The organism is Wolbachia endosymbiont (group A) of Anoplius nigerrimus, assembly GCF_947251795.1.
Classification (GTDB): domain Bacteria; phylum Pseudomonadota; class Alphaproteobacteria; order Rickettsiales; family Anaplasmataceae; genus Wolbachia.
The window spans coordinates 55445-73822 of sequence record NZ_OX366385.1 but is presented as its reverse complement, the minus strand read 5'-3'; the positions used below and the strand labels follow the sequence as shown (position 1 = coordinate 73822).

General features: G+C 35.0%; 20 protein-coding genes. 12 read left to right on the top strand and 8 right to left on the bottom strand.

The genetic code is table 11. From position 1 onward, the window contains the following. Nucleotides 1–2 precede the first annotated feature (2 nt). Nucleotides 3–1601 (bottom strand): ABC transporter permease, encoded by a 1599-nt coding sequence (locus tag OPR26_RS00430; protein WP_265015916.1) that lies wholly within the window; start codon nt 1599–1601, stop codon nt 3–5. 129 nt (nt 1602–1730) lie between these two features. Between OPR26_RS00430 and trhO the strand changes: the two genes are divergently transcribed. The 7 genes from trhO to OPR26_RS00395 all read left to right on the top strand — a co-directional run bounded on the left by trhO (nt 1731) and on the right by OPR26_RS00395 (nt 6177). Beyond that, entirely contained in the window at nt 1731–2537 is an 807-nt protein-coding gene (gene trhO, locus OPR26_RS00425) for an oxygen-dependent tRNA uridine(34) hydroxylase TrhO (protein WP_265015915.1), read from the top strand. Nucleotides 2538–2701: 164 nt separating this feature from the next. Continuing rightward, nucleotides 2702–3067 carry a transposase gene (locus OPR26_RS00420; protein ID WP_264731180.1) on the top strand — a complete coding sequence of 122 codons (366 nt, stop codon included), beginning with the start codon at nt 2702–2704 and terminating at the stop codon, nt 3065–3067. Continuing rightward, nucleotides 3064–3474: a transposase gene (locus OPR26_RS00415; RefSeq protein ID WP_320157296.1), complete on the top strand. Its 411-nt coding sequence runs from the start codon at nt 3064–3066 to the stop codon at nt 3472–3474. Before OPR26_RS00420 ends, OPR26_RS00415 begins: the two co-directional genes overlap by 4 nt. A gap of 175 nt (nt 3475–3649) precedes the next feature. After that, complete coding sequence (locus tag OPR26_RS00410) at nt 3650–3829, top strand: IS630 transposase-related protein (RefSeq protein ID WP_007548382.1); 180 nt, start codon at nt 3650–3652, stop codon at nt 3827–3829. A 29-nt stretch (nt 3830–3858) separates the two neighbouring features. After that, a complete protein-coding gene (locus tag OPR26_RS00405; protein WP_265015859.1) occupies nt 3859–4455 on the top strand; it encodes an IS630 family transposase in 597 nt (198 codons plus the stop codon). A gap of 57 nt (nt 4456–4512) precedes the next feature. Next, nucleotides 4513–5166, top strand: a complete 654-nt coding sequence (locus tag OPR26_RS00400; RefSeq protein ID WP_406719998.1) for an IS5 family transposase — start codon at nt 4513–4515, stop codon at nt 5164–5166. Between the two features lie 87 nt (nt 5167–5253). After that, nucleotides 5254–6177, top strand: a complete 924-nt coding sequence (locus OPR26_RS00395) for an IS5 family transposase (RefSeq protein WP_265015828.1) — start codon at nt 5254–5256, stop codon at nt 6175–6177. A 120-nt stretch (nt 6178–6297) separates the two neighbouring features. On the opposite strand, the gene OPR26_RS00390 is transcribed toward OPR26_RS00395, so the two are convergent. The 3 genes from OPR26_RS00390 to OPR26_RS07425 form a co-directional block, all read right to left on the bottom strand. After that, nucleotides 6298–7941: a leucine-rich repeat domain-containing protein gene (locus tag OPR26_RS00390; protein WP_265015914.1), complete on the bottom strand. Its 1644-nt coding sequence runs from the start codon at nt 7939–7941 to the stop codon at nt 6298–6300. 57 nt (nt 7942–7998) lie between these two features. Continuing rightward, nucleotides 7999–10449 carry a type I DNA topoisomerase gene (topA, locus tag OPR26_RS00385; RefSeq protein WP_265015913.1) on the bottom strand — a complete coding sequence of 817 codons (2451 nt, stop codon included), beginning with the start codon at nt 10447–10449 and terminating at the stop codon, nt 7999–8001. A gap of 87 nt (nt 10450–10536) precedes the next feature. Next, complete coding sequence (locus OPR26_RS07425) at nt 10537–10668, bottom strand: TomO hydrophobic C-terminal domain-containing protein (protein ID WP_458694024.1); 132 nt, start codon at nt 10666–10668, stop codon at nt 10537–10539. 497 nt (nt 10669–11165) lie between these two features. Here OPR26_RS07425 and OPR26_RS00380 point away from each other — a divergent pair, with 497 nt between their 5' ends. Further along, complete coding sequence (locus OPR26_RS00380) at nt 11166–12164, top strand: pyruvate dehydrogenase complex E1 component subunit beta (protein ID WP_265015912.1); 999 nt, start codon at nt 11166–11168, stop codon at nt 12162–12164. Between the two features lie 57 nt (nt 12165–12221). Here OPR26_RS00380 and OPR26_RS00375 read toward each other — a convergent pair whose 3' ends face one another. Then, on the bottom strand, nt 12222–12569 hold the full coding sequence (locus OPR26_RS00375; RefSeq protein WP_265015911.1) for a TrbC/VirB2 family protein: 348 nt from the start codon (nt 12567–12569) through the stop codon (nt 12222–12224). 654 nt (nt 12570–13223) lie between these two features. Between OPR26_RS00375 and OPR26_RS00370 the strand changes: the two genes are divergently transcribed. Both OPR26_RS00370 and OPR26_RS00365 read left to right on the top strand, forming a co-directional pair. Next, on the top strand, nt 13224–13589 hold the full coding sequence (locus OPR26_RS00370; RefSeq protein ID WP_264731180.1) for a transposase: 366 nt from the start codon (nt 13224–13226) through the stop codon (nt 13587–13589). Beyond that, complete coding sequence (locus OPR26_RS00365; protein WP_320157296.1) at nt 13586–13996, top strand: transposase; 411 nt, start codon at nt 13586–13588, stop codon at nt 13994–13996. The genes OPR26_RS00370 and OPR26_RS00365 overlap by 4 nt, the downstream gene beginning before the upstream one ends. A 10-nt stretch (nt 13997–14006) precedes the next feature. Here the strand turns inward: OPR26_RS00365 and OPR26_RS00360 are convergent, their stop codons facing one another. The 3 genes from OPR26_RS00360 to OPR26_RS00350 form a co-directional block, all read right to left on the bottom strand. After that, nucleotides 14007–14759: an IS5 family transposase gene (locus OPR26_RS00360; RefSeq protein ID WP_264702259.1), complete on the bottom strand. Its 753-nt coding sequence runs from the start codon at nt 14757–14759 to the stop codon at nt 14007–14009. A 777-nt stretch (nt 14760–15536) separates the two neighbouring features. Next, on the bottom strand, nt 15537–16409 hold the full coding sequence (locus OPR26_RS00355; RefSeq protein ID WP_265015910.1) for a hypothetical protein: 873 nt from the start codon (nt 16407–16409) through the stop codon (nt 15537–15539). A gap of 115 nt (nt 16410–16524) precedes the next feature. Continuing rightward, the gene (locus OPR26_RS00350) at nt 16525–16881 is read right to left on the bottom strand and encodes a glutaredoxin (protein ID WP_253302103.1); all 357 of its coding nucleotides are present in this window, start codon (nt 16879–16881) and stop codon (nt 16525–16527) included. 68 nt (nt 16882–16949) lie between these two features. Between OPR26_RS00350 and ribF the strand changes: the two genes are divergently transcribed. Together ribF and lspA are read left to right on the top strand one after the other, a co-directional pair. Then, nucleotides 16950–17882 (top strand): riboflavin biosynthesis protein RibF, encoded by a 933-nt coding sequence (ribF, locus tag OPR26_RS00345; RefSeq protein ID WP_253302102.1) that lies wholly within the window; start codon nt 16950–16952, stop codon nt 17880–17882. Next, nucleotides 17879–18355 (top strand): signal peptidase II, encoded by a 477-nt coding sequence (gene lspA / locus OPR26_RS00340; RefSeq protein ID WP_096617753.1) that lies wholly within the window; start codon nt 17879–17881, stop codon nt 18353–18355. Before ribF ends, lspA begins: the two co-directional genes overlap by 4 nt. The last annotated feature ends 23 nt before the right edge of the window (nt 18356–18378 follow it).

Here is an 18378-nt window from a genome sequence, read left to right as displayed (position 1 = left end):
GTTTATTTTTTATCCTTATCATCAAGTGTAAATAAGGTTATTGTAGAGATTAAGCCTATTATAACTATTATTAACGAAAATGGGGCAGCTTCTCTATAGCGCTCATCGCTTACAAGTTCATATATTCTAGTTGATATAGTTTCAAAATTAAATGGTCTTATAATGAGTGTTGCTGTGAGCTCCTTGATAGTATCCATAAATACGAGCAAAAATCCCGATAATATACTTTTCTTGATGAGAGGGATATGAACATTCAAACATGTGGAAATAGGTCCATGACCCATGGTATATGCAGTCCACTCAATTTCATTTGGTGTTTTTTTGAGCCCTGATTCTACCGCCTTGAAAGATATAGCAAAAAAACGAAATAAATATGAGTAAACTAATGCGCCAATAGTTCCTACCAAGCTAATTTCCACAATATATTGAGTAATGAAAGAAGATATTCTGCTTAAAAATATTATTATACTAATTGCAATAATTGCATTTGGAACTGCATATCCAAGAGAAATTAGACGTGCTACATTGCTTATTACCTTATTTTTACGCGCCGTATATCCAATAATTATCGCAATGCTAATTGAGATTAATGCGGTAATAAATGATAAGCCAACACTATTTGCTATTATATTATAGAATCTTGCTTCATATATGAAAAACCCCTTCTCTATGCTCCAATATATGAGTGGAATCATTGGCAAAATAAAACCTATCAATATTGGTAATGCACACATAACATAAGTGCAAATTAACGGTATAGCACCACTTACACTCCGTTTATTGTGATAATCTGCATTAGTGTTGATTGAAGAGTAAGATATTCCTTTTTTTTGTAGTTTTTTTTCGATAGCTATTAGTGTTACAACGAAAATCAATTCTGCAACTGCTAAAACAGTAGTTGAATATTTGTCATGCAGTAAAAACCAGGTGCGATATATTCCTGTCGTGAAAGTATCAATAGCAAGAAACTGTGGTGTGCCGAAATCCGTAATTACCTCCATTAGTACCAAGGATAACCCTGCTATAATTGATGGGCGTATGGAGGGTATGATGACAAAAAATAGGCTCTTCAATGAGGAGAACCCAAGTGTTGATGCAATAGTGACTGAGTTACTAACATTCTTTAGACTTGAGCGGACTAACATATAAACGTATGGATATAGGCTAAATCCCATCACTAATATTCCACCACCTAGGGATTTTATTTCAGGAAACCAATAGTCACCTTTGCTCCAATCTAAAATGTCTCTTAATGAGCTTTGCACCGGACCTGAAAACTCTAGCGTGTTTACATAGACGAACGCTACTATATATCCAGGAATCGATATCGGAAAGAACAAAGCAATCTCAAAAATTTTACTTCCAGGAAATGAAAAAAATGTGGTGAGCCAAGCTGGAATTACTCCAAATATGAAAGATATTCCCCCCACTCCTATCATCAAAATTAACGTATTCAGTATATATTCAGGGAAAAGTGTACTAATTACCCATCCAGAATTTGCTGATTCTGTAAATAGAATCGATATTAACGATAGTATAGGACAGACGAATAATATACTTACTAAAAATAAGAATATATTTTTAAATACTCTCAAAAACATTAATTTGGATCTATATTTGATATTAAAATGTTATATGTAAAAACTGAAGATATCCAGTAATTAACAGCCGTACTATTGAATATCTTTATAATTTTGTATATCATGTTTTTAGTTGATAAGTGAATAATCATGAGCTTCGTCATTGCAACTTTCTATCATTTTGTAGAACTTTCTAATTATTATGACATGAAAGACGAAATAAAAATTGCATGCGACGATGTTAAATTAAAGGGTACTATACTCCTTGCAGAAGAGGGCATTAATGCAACAATATCTGGTGAAAGAAACGCGATTGATAAAATATTCGATTTTCTACGTTCTGATTATAGGCTAAGGGACCTTACATGGAAAGAGAGTGCAGCAGAATATCAACCATTTAGCAAGATGAAGGTAAAATTAAAAAGAGAGATTGTGAATCTTGGTGTAAGCAATCTTGATATTTCCCTTAAGGGTAAATATGTTGATCCAGAGCATTGGGATGATTTTACTTCTCAACCTGACGTTTTAATAATAGACACAAGAAATGAGTATGAAGTGAAATTAGGCAAGTTTAAAAATGCAATTAATCCACATACTCAGCGTTTTCGCGATTTTCCTGAGTGGGCAAAGTCTTTCTCTGAGAGTAAAGACCTGAAAGTAGCTATGTACTGCACTGGTGGGATTAGATGCGAGAAATCCACAGCGTACGTGAAAAATCTTGGATTTAACAATGTGTACCACCTGAAAGGCGGCATTCTTTCTTACCTTGAAAAAACTCATAATAAAAATAGTAATTGGAAAGGTGAGTGTTTTGTTTTTGATGATAGAATTACTGTTGATAACTCACTTACTCCAAGCAACACAATAAAATGCATATTCTGCTCAAATCAAGTTTCAACGGATGAGCTGAAATCAGTTCCACGTGGCCAGGTGGTTTGTTTCAACTGTAAACTTTAGTGTTGTAGCTATAATAAATAAGATTTCTCTACGTCATACCGCCGCAGTATCTCTAGATCCCGCTACGAACCGTCATACCGCGATTCATTCGCGGTATCTCTTAGAGCATGTCTTCAAACTGAGTAGAAAGAAGTTAAGAAGTATGGTATAAGGTACATTTTAAGATGTACCCAAGCGATATAAGTGACAAAGAATGGAAGACAATAGAGCCATATTTTGAACCTAAAAAGACCGGCAGACCAAGAAAACATAGTATTAGAACAATTATTAATGCAATCCGCTATATGATGAGAACAGGATGTCAATGGAGACAACTGCCTAAAGATTTTCCACCATGGAAAACCGTATATAGTTGTAATTCGCGCTTGAAAAAAAGTGGAATATGGCAAGAAATTCATGATTTTCTAGTTAAAAAAGTAAGAGAGATGATTGGTAAAAATAAGACTCCATCAGTAGGTATAATTGATAGCCAGTCAGTGAAAACTACTCAAAAAGGGGATCCAGAGGATATGATGCTGGCAAAAAAATAAAGGGCAGAAAACGCCATATTATTGTAGATACTGTGGGTCTTGTAATTGCTGCTGAAGTACAGAGTGCAAGTATTCAAGATCGTGATAGTGCTCTAAATCTTTTTGCCCAAGCTAAATGCAAAGTTCCAACTTTACGTAAGTTTTTTGCTGATCAAGGGTACATAGGTAAATTACAAAACAGATGCTTATTGGAAACGGGATGTTTATTAACGATTGCCAAGAAAATAGTTGATACAGGATTTCAAGTTATTCCCAAACGTTGGATTGTTGAAAGAACTTTTGCCTGGCTTTCCAATTTTAGGCGCATGAGTAAAGATTACGAGCATTCTCCTCTCACCTCAAAAAACTATATCTTCTTTAATATGATCACTATTATGCTTCACAAATTAGCTCATTCTTCAGTTTGAAGACATGCTCTTAGCATCTTACTATTACCCACAAATAAAAACATAGTATTATATTTACTCAAATAATTTAATTTTATTAACCTGAAAGCTGTAAATTGCACCATATAAACAGTTATAGCTCTTCTCATAATAATACGAATAAGGTAAGATATGGATTTATGGTAGTGGGGTTTGTATGCCAGCAGCGTATAGTTACGACTTAAGGAAAAAAGCAATGGAAGCATTGGATGAAGGAGAAAGTAGAGCAACTGTTGCCAAGAGATTTAAAATTGGAAAAACGACTTTATATGAGTGGCAGAAAAGGCGTGAGGAAACGGGAGATTTTCAGTCAAAAAAGCCTGGAAGCGTAGCATAAAATTATCGACTGGAATGTCTTCACCGAATTTGCAAAAAACCATGGTGGCAAAACTCAGTCAGAGATGGCTAAACTCTGGAGTCGACAAACGATTCACCGCGCACTTAAAAATATTGGATTTACAAGAAAAAAAGACCTACGGGTATAAAGAAAGAAATGAAGAAAAGCGAACTCAATTTGCAAAGGTTATAGCAACAAAACATCCTGAAAATCTTGTATATATTGACGAATCTGGTATAGACAATACAGAAGACTACCCATACGGATATTGCAGAAAAGGAGAGAGGTTTCATTCACTAAAATCAGGTAAGAAAACCCAGCGCGTCAGTATGATTGCAGCTCTAAATAAAAAGAAAATCATTGCTCCATTGACCTTTGAGGGATACTGCAACAAGGATGTTTTTGAGGCTTGGTTTGAGCAGTTTTTGACTCCAATTTTAAGGTCTGGCCAAACTGTAATTCTTGATAACGCTACTTTTCATAAATCTAAAAAAATCGATGATCTTGCTAAAGGAGTGGGTGCTGAAATTCTTTATCTTCCTCCATATTCTCCAGACTTTAACGAAATTGAGCATCAGTGGTTTGCTATAAAGAACAGAGCTAGGCTCTGTGGACAAAAAATATGAAAAGAGAGAAAAAGATGGTAGTTTAGCCTAATAGGTAAAAAATGGAGAAACTACCATATGCAATATTACATCAAAGAGGAAAATTGGAAACAAATTTTAGAGTTCATAAAAAGCGTAAAAGGAATGCACAGCAAAGATGAAAAACGTTTAAGAATATTCATAGAGGCAGTGTGGTACATAGTGCGAAGTGGTTGCCAATGGAGACTTTTACCAAAAACTTATGGTAATTACAGGAGTATACATAAGCGATTTAAAAGATGGTGTGAAAGAGATGTCTGGAAAAAATTGCTTGAATATACTAAACAAGAGCCTGATTTAGAAGTTGCTATAATCGACGGTACGATCATCCGAGCCCATCCATGTTCATCTGGATATACAAAAAACTCCAAGGATCAAGAAGCTTTAGGGAGGAGCAAAGGTGGCTTTACAACTAAAATACATGCGCTTGTCGATGCACTTGGAAATCCACTTAAATTTACTCTGACTCCTGGTCAAAGAAATGAAATTACGCAGGCACAAGTGTTGACCGAAAGTATCTATAACTCTACTGTAGTAGCTGACAAGGGCTACGATAGCAATGCCTTTGTTACAAGTCTTGAAGACAAGGGATGTACAGTAGTTATTCCGCCAAAACGGAATCGAAAAGTGCAAAGGTATTACGATGAGCATATCTACAAAGAACGTCATTTGATTGAGTGTTTTTTTTGGTAAAATTAAAAATTTTAGGCGCATTTTTTCCAGATTTGATAAAACTGCTGAGGTTTTTATGGGTTTTCTCAATTTTGTTGGAGCTCTTGTATGGCTTCTCTAAAATTTTGTCCACAGAGCCTAGAAAAAAGAGGAAATATTTTTCGTTATATCAACGAAGCCATAGAAAATTGGTATGAAATTGGGCCAAAAATGCAGGGTGGCAACAATATTTACAGCAATAAAGTGGTGATTTTGATACATATAATAACCCATCTATTCAGAATAGGTTTGAGGCAAACAGTTGGATTTATAGCAGGATACCTTGAGCAAATTGGGAAAAATTTGCAAGTTATCAGCTATTCTCAGGCTTCAAGAAGGTTTAAGAAACTTAATATTAAGATAAATGATTGCAGAATTGATAAAGATAATATGGAAGATATCGAAATTGCTATAGATAGCACAAGCATCAGCATTTATAACAACACTCCTGGCCACAGCAAGGAAAATAGCGAAAATAGAAAGTATCGCAGCTATGAACAAGTAAAGAAACTACACGTAATGTTGAATATAAACAGCAAAAAAGCCATAGCTGCAAAATACAGCAGCGGAGTTTATTCAGATCACTATGGAGCTTGCGATTTGTTAGAAGAAGTTCATGCTGTAAAGGTATTATATGCGGATAGAGCATATGACAGGCATAAGCTTTACGAATTATGTAACAAGTTTGGTATAAAGACAAAAGTTCTTCCGAAAAACAACGCAACAGAGCACCAAAAATTGGATTACATGGATGATAGAAATGCTGCTGTTAGACTAATAAAGTCATATGATTGCATAAAAAAGTGGAAAGAAGAAGTAAATTATGGAAAGAGAGCTCACATTGAAGGGTTTTTCTCAAGATTAAAGCAAATATTTGGATTCAGCTTTAGGAATAAGTCCGAAGTAAATCGTGGAAAAGAACTACTCATTAAGTGCTATTTGCTTAATCAATTTACTGACATTGGTATGGCTAAATTCGAAATGGCTACATGAATTTATCGTAAATTACTACCGCATAAGGTGCGATGCAACAAAGCCATCCCAGTGTCACGCACTGGGATGACACCATTTGTTGTAAACTCACTTTTACTCTATGGTTATACTACCTTGCTGCTATCCTGAACGGATCCCTTTGTGGTTGCTATTGTTTAATTCAGTGCTTTCAAGATATGTACTCACAGCATAACCCACCCTAGCTCCAAGCAATGCACCAATTACAGCGGATGCAATAAACACTGCAACAGAAACGCCAACAGGAATTAAAGCAGCAGCCCCTAAACAATATGCTGCAACTAGACCAATAACTAAACCAACTGCTGCTCCACAAATATAGTATTTGCTACTGCTTTTAAGTTTTTCTTGCGAGTTCGGCACCTCACCCTGCAATTTTACGTTTGCACCTTTACCGCTAATATTGCACTTAGTTAAATTAAGTGAAGTAAGATTTTTGAGCTTAGCTAGTTCTTTTACACCGTCATCGCTAATATTGCACTCATTTAACCTAAGTGAAGTAAGATTTTCGAGCTTAGCTAGTTCTTTTGCAACTCCAACACTAATATTGCACTCAGTTAAATCAAGTGAAGTAAGATTTTTGAGCTTAGCTAGTTCTTTTATATCTTCATCGCTAATGTTGTTCCAACTTAACTTAAGTGAATTAAGATTTGTGAGCTTGGTTAACTCTTTTGTAACTTCAACACTAATCCTGCACAAACTTAAATCAAGTGAAGTAAGATATGTAAGCTTGACTAATTCTTTTGCAACTTCAACACTAATCTTGCACAAACTTAAATCAAGTGAAGTAAGACTTGTGAGCTTGACTAATTCTTTTGCAACTTCAACACTAATGCACCAATTTAACTTAAGTAAAGTAAGGTTTGTAAGCTTGGCTAATTCTTTTGCAATTTCAACACTAACCTTGCACTCAGTTAAATCAAGTGAAGTAAGCTTTGTAAGCTTGGCTAATTCTTTTGCAACTTCAACACTAATGCACCAATTTAACTTAAGTGAAGTAAGATTTGTAAGTTTGGCTAATTCTTTTACAATTTCAACACTAATCTTGCACCCACTTAAATCAAGTGAAGTAAGATTTTTGAGCTCAGCTAATTCTTTTACAATTTCAACACTAATCTTGCACTTACCTAAATCAAGTGAAGTAAGATTTTTGAGCTCAGCTAATTCTTTTACAATTTCAACACTAATCTTGCACTTACCTAAATCAAGTGAAGTAAGATTTGTAAGTTTGGTTAATTCTTTTGCAACTTCAACACCGATCTTGCACCCACTTAAATCAAGTGAAGTAAGATTTATAAGCTTAGCTAATTCTTTTGCATCTTTAACACTAATCTTGTGCCCAGCTAAATTAAGTGAAGTAAGATTTGTGAACTTAGCTGATTCTCCTGCAGTTTCAACACTAATCTTGCACTTACTTAAATCAAGTGAAGTAAGATTTGGTAGCTTAGCTAATTCTCTTGCAACTTCAACACTAATCTTGCACTTACCTAAATGAAGTGAAGTAAGATTTTTGAGCTCAGCTAATTCTTTTACAATTTCAACACTAATCTTGCACCCACTTAAATCAAGTGAAGTAAGATTTTTGAGCTCAGCTAATTCTTTTACAATTGCAACACTAATCTTGCACTTAGTTAAATAAAGCTCTGTGATGTTTGGTCTTTCTCTTAAAAAGTCTACTAACTTACTTACATCTATGTAATTTAAATCATGTAAAACTAAAGTGTTGTCCTGTATGTCAAATGTCATTTATCCCACCACATTATTAGAACATATTTTAACTTTACCTAATATTTCAACAAAAGTCTACTTCTTACCCTTAATCAACTCTAAAGCCTTCTCCAGATCTATACTCTCAATATCTGCACTTTTGCCCAAAGCAACGTTTGTTTTACCGCATTTTATATAGAATCCGTACCTACCGTCGCAGATAAAAACTTCTTTTCCCTTTTCATTGACCCCGAGAGATTTTAACTCTTTGCGTGGACTGTTTGCAATAATTTGCACAGCTTCATTTAATTGTGTGTCTAAGACCTCTTTGGAGCTTTTCTTAAGAGAAAAGTATCTACCATCATAGAAAATATAGTACCCAAATCGCCCAAGGCCTATTTTTACTTCCTTTCCGGTTTCAGGGTGTTCTCCAATTACTTTTGGCAAGGAAAGTAACTGAGTAGCGGTGCTCAGATCAATATCATTAACATTTATATCTTTTGGTATAGAAACCGCCTTTTTCTTTTCTGACTCATTATTAAACTGCAGGTAAAGCCCAAAAGGACCCTTTTTGATCATCACTTCTTGGTTTGTTATATCATCTATACCTAAACTTTTTGGATATTCTGAATTGTCGTTACTGCCCGTAATTTCTTTTGTATGGTTGCATTCAGGATAGTTAGAACATCCAAGGAACACCCCGGCTTTTCCAAAGTTCAATTTCAATATGCCATCAGAGCAAGCAGGACATTTCGTATTCACCTCTTTTTTTCCTTCTTCTGAACAAAACCAATCGATTACCAAATCGTGAATGCCGCTGAAAACTTCATCATGCGTCATTTGCTTGACAGAGTTTACATGACCAAAAAATGGCACCCAAAAGTGGCCTAATTCTTTTTTCCAATCTGCATGTCCATTTGAAATTAAATCAAGCTTTTCTTCCATTTGTGCTGTGAAATCATACTCTACACAACGCTGAAAAAAGGTTTCTAAAAATATAGTAACGATTTTACCGCGGCTGCTTGGAATAAATCTTTTGCTATCCAATGAAACGTACTCACGATCTTGTAATACCGAAATAATTGTTGCATAAGTTGACGGGCGACCTATACCGATTTCTTCCATTTTTTTAACGATACTTGCTTCACTATAACGAGGTGGCGGTTGAGTGAAATGCTGTTTTGGCTCAACTGAAATCAGCTTACACGCTTCCCCTTCCTTCATGGCAGGTAGCAGGCCTTCATTTTCGGCTTCCATGTTATCTTGATAGACTTTATAAAAACCATCAAAGAATATACTTGATCCACTTGCTCGCAGAATCACTTTCTGATCAGTAGAACTAATTTCAACTACCACTTGATCAAGAATCGCCGATTCCATTTGACTTGCAATGGTTCTTTTCCAGATTAAATCGTACAATTTAAATTGCTCTGGCGTTAAGTAATCCTTAATACTACCCGGCGTTCTATTGATATCAGTTGGCCGGATCGCTTCATGTGCTTCTTGAGCATTTTTGACCTTTTTTACATATTTACGAGGAGACTGCGGTAAATATTTATCACCATATAATGACTTAATTGACCCTCTAATTGAGTTTATAGCCTCATCTGCAATATGAAACCCATCTGTACGCATGTAAGTTATCAACCCTACAGTTTCACCACCAATATCGATACCTTCATATAAATTTTGCGCTATGCGCATAACATTTTTCACGTTAAAATACAGCTTATTCACTGCATCTTGCTGAAGACTTGAAGTAATAAACGGAGGAAGCGGGTTTCTCTTAACTTGCTTGCGTTCTACTGTGCTTACAGCATACTGCCTTGACTCAATCTCCCTGACTAAGTTCTTTGCTTCTTCTTCATTCTTAATATCAAATTTTTCTAGCTTTTTATTGTCATAGTGGCTTAGCATAGCAAAAAAAGCCTCATCTTTGCTATTTTGCATTTCTGCCTTTATGCTCCAATACTCCTGTGTTATAAACTTACTAATTTCATCTTCCCGTTCGCATATAAGCTTTAATGCAACAGACTGCACTCGCCCTGCAGACTTGCTCCCCGACAATTTCGTCCATAACAGTGGTGACAAACTAAATCCAACTAGATAATCCAAAGCTCTGCGTGTTTGCTGTGCGCGTACTAAGTCCATATTAATTTCACGTGGATTCTTTATTGCTTCTTGAACTGCTCTCTTTGTTATCTCATTAAAGACTACTCTATAAATGTTGTTTTCATTACTGATTGCTTTCTTTTCTTTTAATGTCTCTATCACATGCCAAGCCATTGCTTCCCCTTCTCTGTCTGGGTCTGTTGCAAGATATATATCTGATGCTTTACTTGCTGCTTTTACTAGCTCTTTTATATACTTTTCTGCTTTTTCAATGGTTTCATACTTTATAGCAAAATCATTATCCGGATCGACAGAACCATTTTTTGCTGGAAGATCCCTCACATGGCCAAAAGATGCAGCTACTTTGAACTCTTTACTCAAATATTTACCTATCGTCTTTGCTTTCGCAGGTGATTCAACTATTAATAATGCCATATTGTTAATTATTTTAGTACTTAAAGATAATATGTTGAGAAATATACGATGAAAAGTAAAAAAATATTTTAATAGGTCTTGTGAATTTTACAAAGTAGGTTGTTCATGGTTTCCAAAAAACTCTTGGGCATTGCTATTTTTAAGTGACTTTGAAGGCTCATTACAATAGTATATGATCGCAGCAGCAACCAGACAACAAGCTCCAACTGCTATTCCCACTGCTATAGCTAACCCAAGAAAGGTTTACCTGAAGGATAGAATAGGTTATAATGGCATATTAAAGAGATGAAAAATGCCAAGTCCATACAGTGAAGATCTCAGAGAACGAGTTCTCAAAGCAGTTGATGAAAAACAATGACGATAAAAAGAATTAGTGAAATATTTAAACTGAATATAAAAACAATATATTTATGGAGGAAAAGGAAAAAAGAAACAGGAAACATAAAGCCATCTTCAGGCTATCAAGAAGGTGACTGAGCCTCACCGGTGGCAGAATCTGGGCCACGAGGTCTTCTTCCTACACTCCATGTAAGAGCAGAAAGTGCCTCAAAAGAACTGCCACCTACCCACTCTGAGAAGTTATTATCTTCTCTTGCTTTCAACCAAGCAATACTTATTCATATCATCTGGGTAAGGTCAGTTTGTAAAACTTAATTTGTACGCTTCCTAGTAATTCTGATATAGTTACTTTAGTTAAAGTCTATAAAAGTTTATAAATGGCAACCTTAAGTGTAAGAGAAGCTTTATGCACAGCGATCAGAGAAGAAATGCAAAACGACCCTGACGTGTTGATCATCGGTGAAGAAGTTGCAGAGTATGATGGTGCCTATAAAGTAACAAAAGGATTACTGAAAGAGTTTGGAGAAAATAGAGTGGTTGATACGCCTATTACCGAACATGGATTTGCTGGCCTTGCTGTTGGAGCAGCATTTGCTGGGTTAAAGCCAATTGTCGAATTTATGACTTTTAATTTTTCTATGCAGGCTATCGACCAAATCGTGAATTCTGCAGCAAAAACAAATTATATGTCAGGTGGACAACTTGGATGCCCCATAGTATTTCGTGGGCCAAATGGTGCTGCAGCAAGAGTTGCCGCACAACACTCTCAATGCTTTGCATCTTGGTATTCGCATATACCGGGGTTAAAAGTGATAGCACCTTACTTTGCCTCCGATTGCAGAGGTCTGCTTAAAGCTGCAATTCGTGACCTGAGTCCGGTAATATTTCTAGAAAACGAAATAGCTTATGGACATGAACATGAAGTTTCTGACTCTGAGCTGTCAAATAAAGATTATCTACTTGAGATAGGCAAGGCTGCTGTTATACGGGAAGGAAAGGATGTAACTATCACTGCTTTCTCACTGAAATTAATGGATGCTTTAAACGCAGCAGATTTACTTTCAGGTGAAGGTATAGAAGCTGAAGTTATTGACCTCAGAACCTTAAGACCACTTGACACTCAAACTGTTATTAACTCTATTCAGAAGACTAATAGGTTAGTTAGTGTAGAAGAAGGATGGCCATTTGCAGGAATAGGAGCAGAGCTGTCAGCCGTTGTCATGGAACAAGGATTTGACTACCTTGATGCTCCAGTTATACGCGTAACTGGCAAGGATATCCCCTTACCTTATGCTACAAATCTAGAAAAAAAAGCATTACCACAAGTGGAAGATATAGTTGAAGCCGTGCATCAGGTCTGCTTTAGAAAAAAATAATTTTTAACTTCTAATACAATATATAAAAGCAATTTACTGGCAAAGTGTTATCGGAATTTATTTCTGTTTGTCCACTCCACATTGGTCCATCAAAGAAGTATTTCCACCTATACCACCCATTACTTTTGTCACAATAGTTTTAGCACCGAAAAATACAGCACAAAATATACCGAGTGCAAAAAGAGCTGGCCATGGCATTCTACCAAATATTGCAAGCAAAGCTGCACCTATTATTACTACGGTCATAAGCGGTCCGCCTATTCCCCAAACATAGCCAATAATATTACATATTACTTGAGCAGTTGTATCAGCATTAGTGTCAGCGGCAGCACTCCCAACATGAGCAAAAGAAATAAATAATACTATAAGAAAAATATTGAAAATTCTCTTGATTGTAGGGTTCATCCCTATACCTTAAATTTAGATATTGCAATTATACCTAAAATACTATAATTTTTAGTAAAACTAGCATAAAGATTGAATAACAGACGGTGCCACAAAAGTAGTTGACACACAACTGCACGAACATTGTAATATGGCACGATATCACATAGTAAACAATGTCATCCCAGTGCGTGACACTGGGATGGCTTTGTTGCATCGCTAGCTATGATGGATTAAAGATAAAAAAGATGGAGAATATCAGTAGCTTATTATTCTGGTATTTATAATAAGAACGGTCAGTGAATACCTAAATTTGAGTAAAAGAAATTTCACTACCACTCACTAATCTGGCTAAAATTCAAGAATTTCAATGCTTTAGCTATTTTTAATAGAATTAAATTTATTAATATAAATAATAAATTACTATTCTTAAATTTGATCAGATTGATTGCAAAAAAACAAGATTTTCAATAGGTTGCTTATAATTCTAACTATAGTTAGCCTTTCATAAGTAGCGATGCAACAAAGCCATCCCAGTGTCAAGCTACTCGGATGACACCCTACTTAACCGTCATACCGCCGCGGTATCTCTAGGCTCTGTGGACAAAATTTTAGAGCATGTCTTCAAACTGAGTAGAAAGAAGTTAAGAAGTATGGTATAAGGTACATTTTAAGATGTACCCAAGCGATATAAGTGACAAAGAATGGAAGACAATAGAGCCATATTTTGAACCTAAAAAGACCGGCAGACCAAGAAAACATAGTATTAGAACAATTATTAATGCAATCCGCTATATGATGAGAACAGGATGTCAATGGAGACAACTGCCTAAAGATTTTCCACCATGGAAAACCGTATATAGTTGTAATTCGCGCTTGAAAAAAAGTGGAATATGGCAAGAAATTCATGATTTTCTAGTTAAAAAAGTAAGAGAGATGATTGGTAAAAATAAGACTCCATCAGTAGGTATAATTGATAGCCAGTCAGTGAAAACTACTCAAAAAGGGGATCCAGAGGATATGATGCTGGCAAAAAAATAAAGGGCAGAAAACGCCATATTATTGTAGATACTGTGGGTCTTGTAATTGCTGCTGAAGTACAGAGTGCAAGTATTCAAGATCGTGATAGTGCTCTAAATCTTTTTGCCCAAGCTAAATGCAAAGTTCCAACTTTACGTAAGTTTTTTGCTGATCAAGGGTACATAGGTAAATTACAAAACAGATGCTTATTGGAAACGGGATGTTTATTAACGATTGCCAAGAAAATAGTTGATACAGGATTTCAAGTTATTCCCAAACGTTGGATTGTTGAAAGAACTTTTGCCTGGCTTTCCAATTTTAGGCGCATGAGTAAAGATTACGAGCATTCTCCTCTCACCTCAAAAAACTATATCTTCTTTAATATGATCACTATTATGCTTCACAAATTAGCTCATTCTTCAGTTTGAAGACATGCTCTTAGAGAAGCCATACAAGAGCTCCAACAAAATTGAGAAAACCCATAAAAACCTCAGCAGTTTTATCAAATCTGGAAAAAATGCGCCTAAAATTTTTAATTTTACCAAAAAAACACTCAATCAAATGACGTTCTTTGTAGATATGCTCATCGTAATACCTTTGCACTTTTCGATTCCGTTTTGGCGGAATAACTACTGTACATCCCTTGTCTTCAAGACTTGTAACAAAGGCATTGCTATCGTAGCCCTTGTCAGCTACTACAGTAGAGTTATAGATACTTTCGGTCAACACTTGTGCCTGCGTAATTTCATTTCTTTGACCAGGAGTCAGAGTAAATTTAAGTGGATTTCCAAGTGCATCGACAAGCGCATGTATTTTAGTTGTAAAGCCACCTTTGCTCCTCCCTAAAGCTTCTTGATCCTTGGAGTTTTTTGTATATCCAGATGAACATGGATGGGCTCGGATGATCGTACCGTCGATTATAGCAACTTCTAAATCAGGCTCTTGTTTAGTATATTCAAGCAATTTTTTCCAGACATCTCTTTCACACCATCTTTTAAATCGCTTATGTATACTCCTGTAATTACCATAAGTTTTTGGTAAAAGTCTCCATTGGCAACCACTTCGCACTATGTACCACACTGCCTCTATGAATATTCTTAAACGTTTTTCATCTTTGCTGTGCATTCCTTTTACGCTTTTTATGAACTCTAAAATTTGTTTCCAATTTTCCTCTTTGATGTAATATTGCATATGGTAGTTTCTCCATTTTTTACCTATTAGGCTAAACTACCATCTTTTTCTCTCTTTTCATATTTTTTGTCCACAGAGCCTAGATCCCGCTAACAAGCAGCGGGATGACGAGATGCCACCGCGAACCGTCATACCGTCACGGTATCTCAGCCGCTAACAAGCAGCGGGATGACGGTTGTCGTTTAGCCATAAATATTAAGAAATTCACCAAATAAAAAAAAGGCAAAAGAAGCCCTGGTCATTGTCTATTTTCAGTATTGGCGTTTTTTAAGTCTTAAATACTGCAATTTAGCTGCTTTTAAATGCAACTAACCTTAGCTACAAATGTTTAAGAAATTTACTAGGCAGAAAAAAAAGGCAAAGAAAACCCGTGGTAGCTAGTTATTACACTCTCTATTTTAAAATTTGACGTTGGGTGATGTCTTGAACGCTTTATAAGCGCGTTTCAGCTTATGTAGGTAAAAACCTAGAAATGTTGTGAAGACATAAGGTGCACATAGTGCAAAAAATTAAACAATAGTACGCCAAATACAAGTTTTCTTGTCATTTTAATCTGCTGCAGAGATTGCGAAGTTAAATAAAATAGCTTCAGTTTCATGATAAGGGGGCTGGCGAGGTTTGTCAAGTAAGTTTTTCGCTTCTGCGGGCTACTTGAATAACGGCTACAATGTTTGTACAGCTATGTATATAGTGCTGGAACCCAAAAAAAGAACCAAGTAGCCTCGGCTACTTGGATGACAAAAGGTAATACAAGAAGTCTATTGGCTCTCGTGTACCTTAATGAAATTTAACAAGTTTATCTATAGTTTTAGTGATGATTCTTGGAGTATCCGGAGAAACTGCTGAGCTCAGCCTATTTAACCGCTCTATAGCGAACTCGCTATTCTCATTTGTTATGAAATCACATAAAATATTTTCTATATCCTTAGTAATGCTTTCATGCTTTCTCAGAGGATGATTATGCGGATACCTACTGATGGTTTTGATACTGGAATACTCAACAAAAGCTTGATCTTTAAAAGCAAGTTGTCTCAATTTCTCTTTGAATTTTCCTTCTTCCTCTTTTGCTAAAAGGCGAGACTTTATCAGTGATTTTATAATCAAATTTATAGCTTGATGTATTTCAGAATGCACTATAACTTTAATGGTATTTTCTTCTACTATACAATCATAAATATTTTTTTCGCTCTGTAACGACTCTATTAATGTCTTGCTACTTTGTGAATTCAATTCCAAATTCTCTTCACTCATAGGAGTTATTATGAAGATGTTCTTACTCACTCTGATGTTAAATTGTGGAGAGCCTTCAGAAAAGGAAAATGCTACATCCTTAAATTCAAGTGCGTGATTGTATGCAGCAAAAAGGGTGTGTGCTATAACACTGCTGGGCACCTTCATTCCATGTTTACTCAGGTGGTTCAATACATTTTCAACCTCATGATATGTAAAGTCTGTATCTTTTAGCAATTCAACAACTTCTATATTGTTGTGCTGTTTATACTCTATTCTCACTTCTTCTGTAAAAAGTGTTTTAGCTGCTATATGTTTATCAAGCACTGTGAAAATCTTGATGAAATTCTCTAAATCTTGTTTGTCAACTAATTCGATACTAATTAAGTTTCTGCTAATAATTGAAATATTTTTTGTCATTTTTTCCCACTAAAAAAACTCACTAAATGAATTGTATTTTCAATTCATTAAGAATTGTTTAAAGTGAGCATACTAGTTTTCATTTACGTATTACACGACAAAACAAGATAAAAAGTTACATAAAATCATCGTGTAGTACAACGCCTTCTTCATATTCATCATTGTTACTTGTGTAGGTTGTGACATCAATGTAACTGTCATTATTATTTAGCATATCATCCAACTTTCCTTCTTTTTCAAGATCCATCAATTTGTCGCTTTCTGCGATATGGTGAATATAATTTCCATTATCATCAGTAATAAAGATCTGTGGAACTGTTCTAACGTTATACTTTGATTTTATGTCGTTAAATAGATCTGAGTTTTTGAGCACATCGATTTCTTCATATTTCACACCTTTTCTATCTAGTAAATCCTTTGCCCTTATGCAGTATGGACAGCCCTTCTTTACATATATCACAACATTTTTCACAATTTATCTCCGTAGCTTACTAAAATATAGTTATTATATATAAGAAACATGTAAAAACATCAAATTGTATGAAAATTATTTATAATTGTGAGCAAGGGATAGAAAATAATATAGCACTAACCTTCGGAAATTTCGATGGCATTCATTTAGGACATGAATTTGCAATTTCCACTCTAAAGAAGGTAGCACAAGAAAGAGGATTACCCTCTGCAGTTTTAACTTTTGAGCCTCACCCATCAACTGTTTTATTTGGTAGAAACAATTTTAGGTTAATAGACCAAGAACAAAAAAAGGAACTAATCAGCAGCTATGGTATAGATTACTTGTATATTATTAATTTTAGTAGAGGTTTTTCTGAGGTTAGCTGCGATAACTTTATCAGTGAGATTTTAATAGATAAATATGGTGCTAAACACATAATTGTCGGAGAAAATTGCACTTTTGGTCATAAACGATTGGGTGATATATTAACTCTAGAGAAATATTCTGAAACATATGGATACTCTTTGACTAAATTAGAGCCATTAATAATTGATGGCAAAATTTGCTCTTCTTCTTCAATAAGGGAGTATGTACAAAGGGGCGAAATAGAAATTGCTAATAAATTACTTGGTAGACCTTATCAAGTTTCTGGTGTTGTGACAAAAGGTGCGTGTAGAGGTAGAGAAATAGGATTTCCAACCATAAATATTCCTATAGAAGATTGCATGATAAAACCAAAATTTGGTACATATTATGCTAAAGTGATGTTTTCTTATAATAACCCAAATTGGTTATATGGAGTAGTCAATATTGGTATGAGACCTACATTTAAGGATCTGAAAAAGCCCATAATAGAAATGCACATATTCAATTTTGATGAAGACGTATATAATCATAAAGTCAATATACAACTTTTAAAATTCATAAGGTCAGAAAAAAAATTCCATAGTATTGAGGAGTTAACAAAACAGATAAATTATGATATACTTAAAGTTTATAGGTTAAGGGCAAATTTATGAAAAAGTTATGCTTAATTGTTATACTAATTATAGTATTGATTGACCAAACGAGCAAATTGTACATAAACTCATTGATTGATGAGGGAGAATCAATTGAGATCGCTAGCTTTATAAAGCTAGTTGAAGTTTGGAATTCAGGTATTAGTTTTGGAATGTGTAGCGCTTTACCGCATGGCGGTTTCTTTTTTTCAGCATTTTCAATACTAATAATTGGTATACTTGCATACTTGATATACAAGTCTGATGATCAGTCAACTTACCTTGGGTTTTCTCTGATGATTGGTGGAGCAATCGGAAACGTAGTTGATAGGATTTATTGGGGAGCTGTATATGATTTCATATATTTTCATATTGATGATTGGTATTGGCCAGCTTTTAATTTAGCGGATTTATCTATAGTTTGTGGAATGTTTACATTGTTATATAAGTGGTATATATACGATATGTTTATTTCTAAACAAAATGAGGAATAAAATAATTGTTTTTATATTAGGTC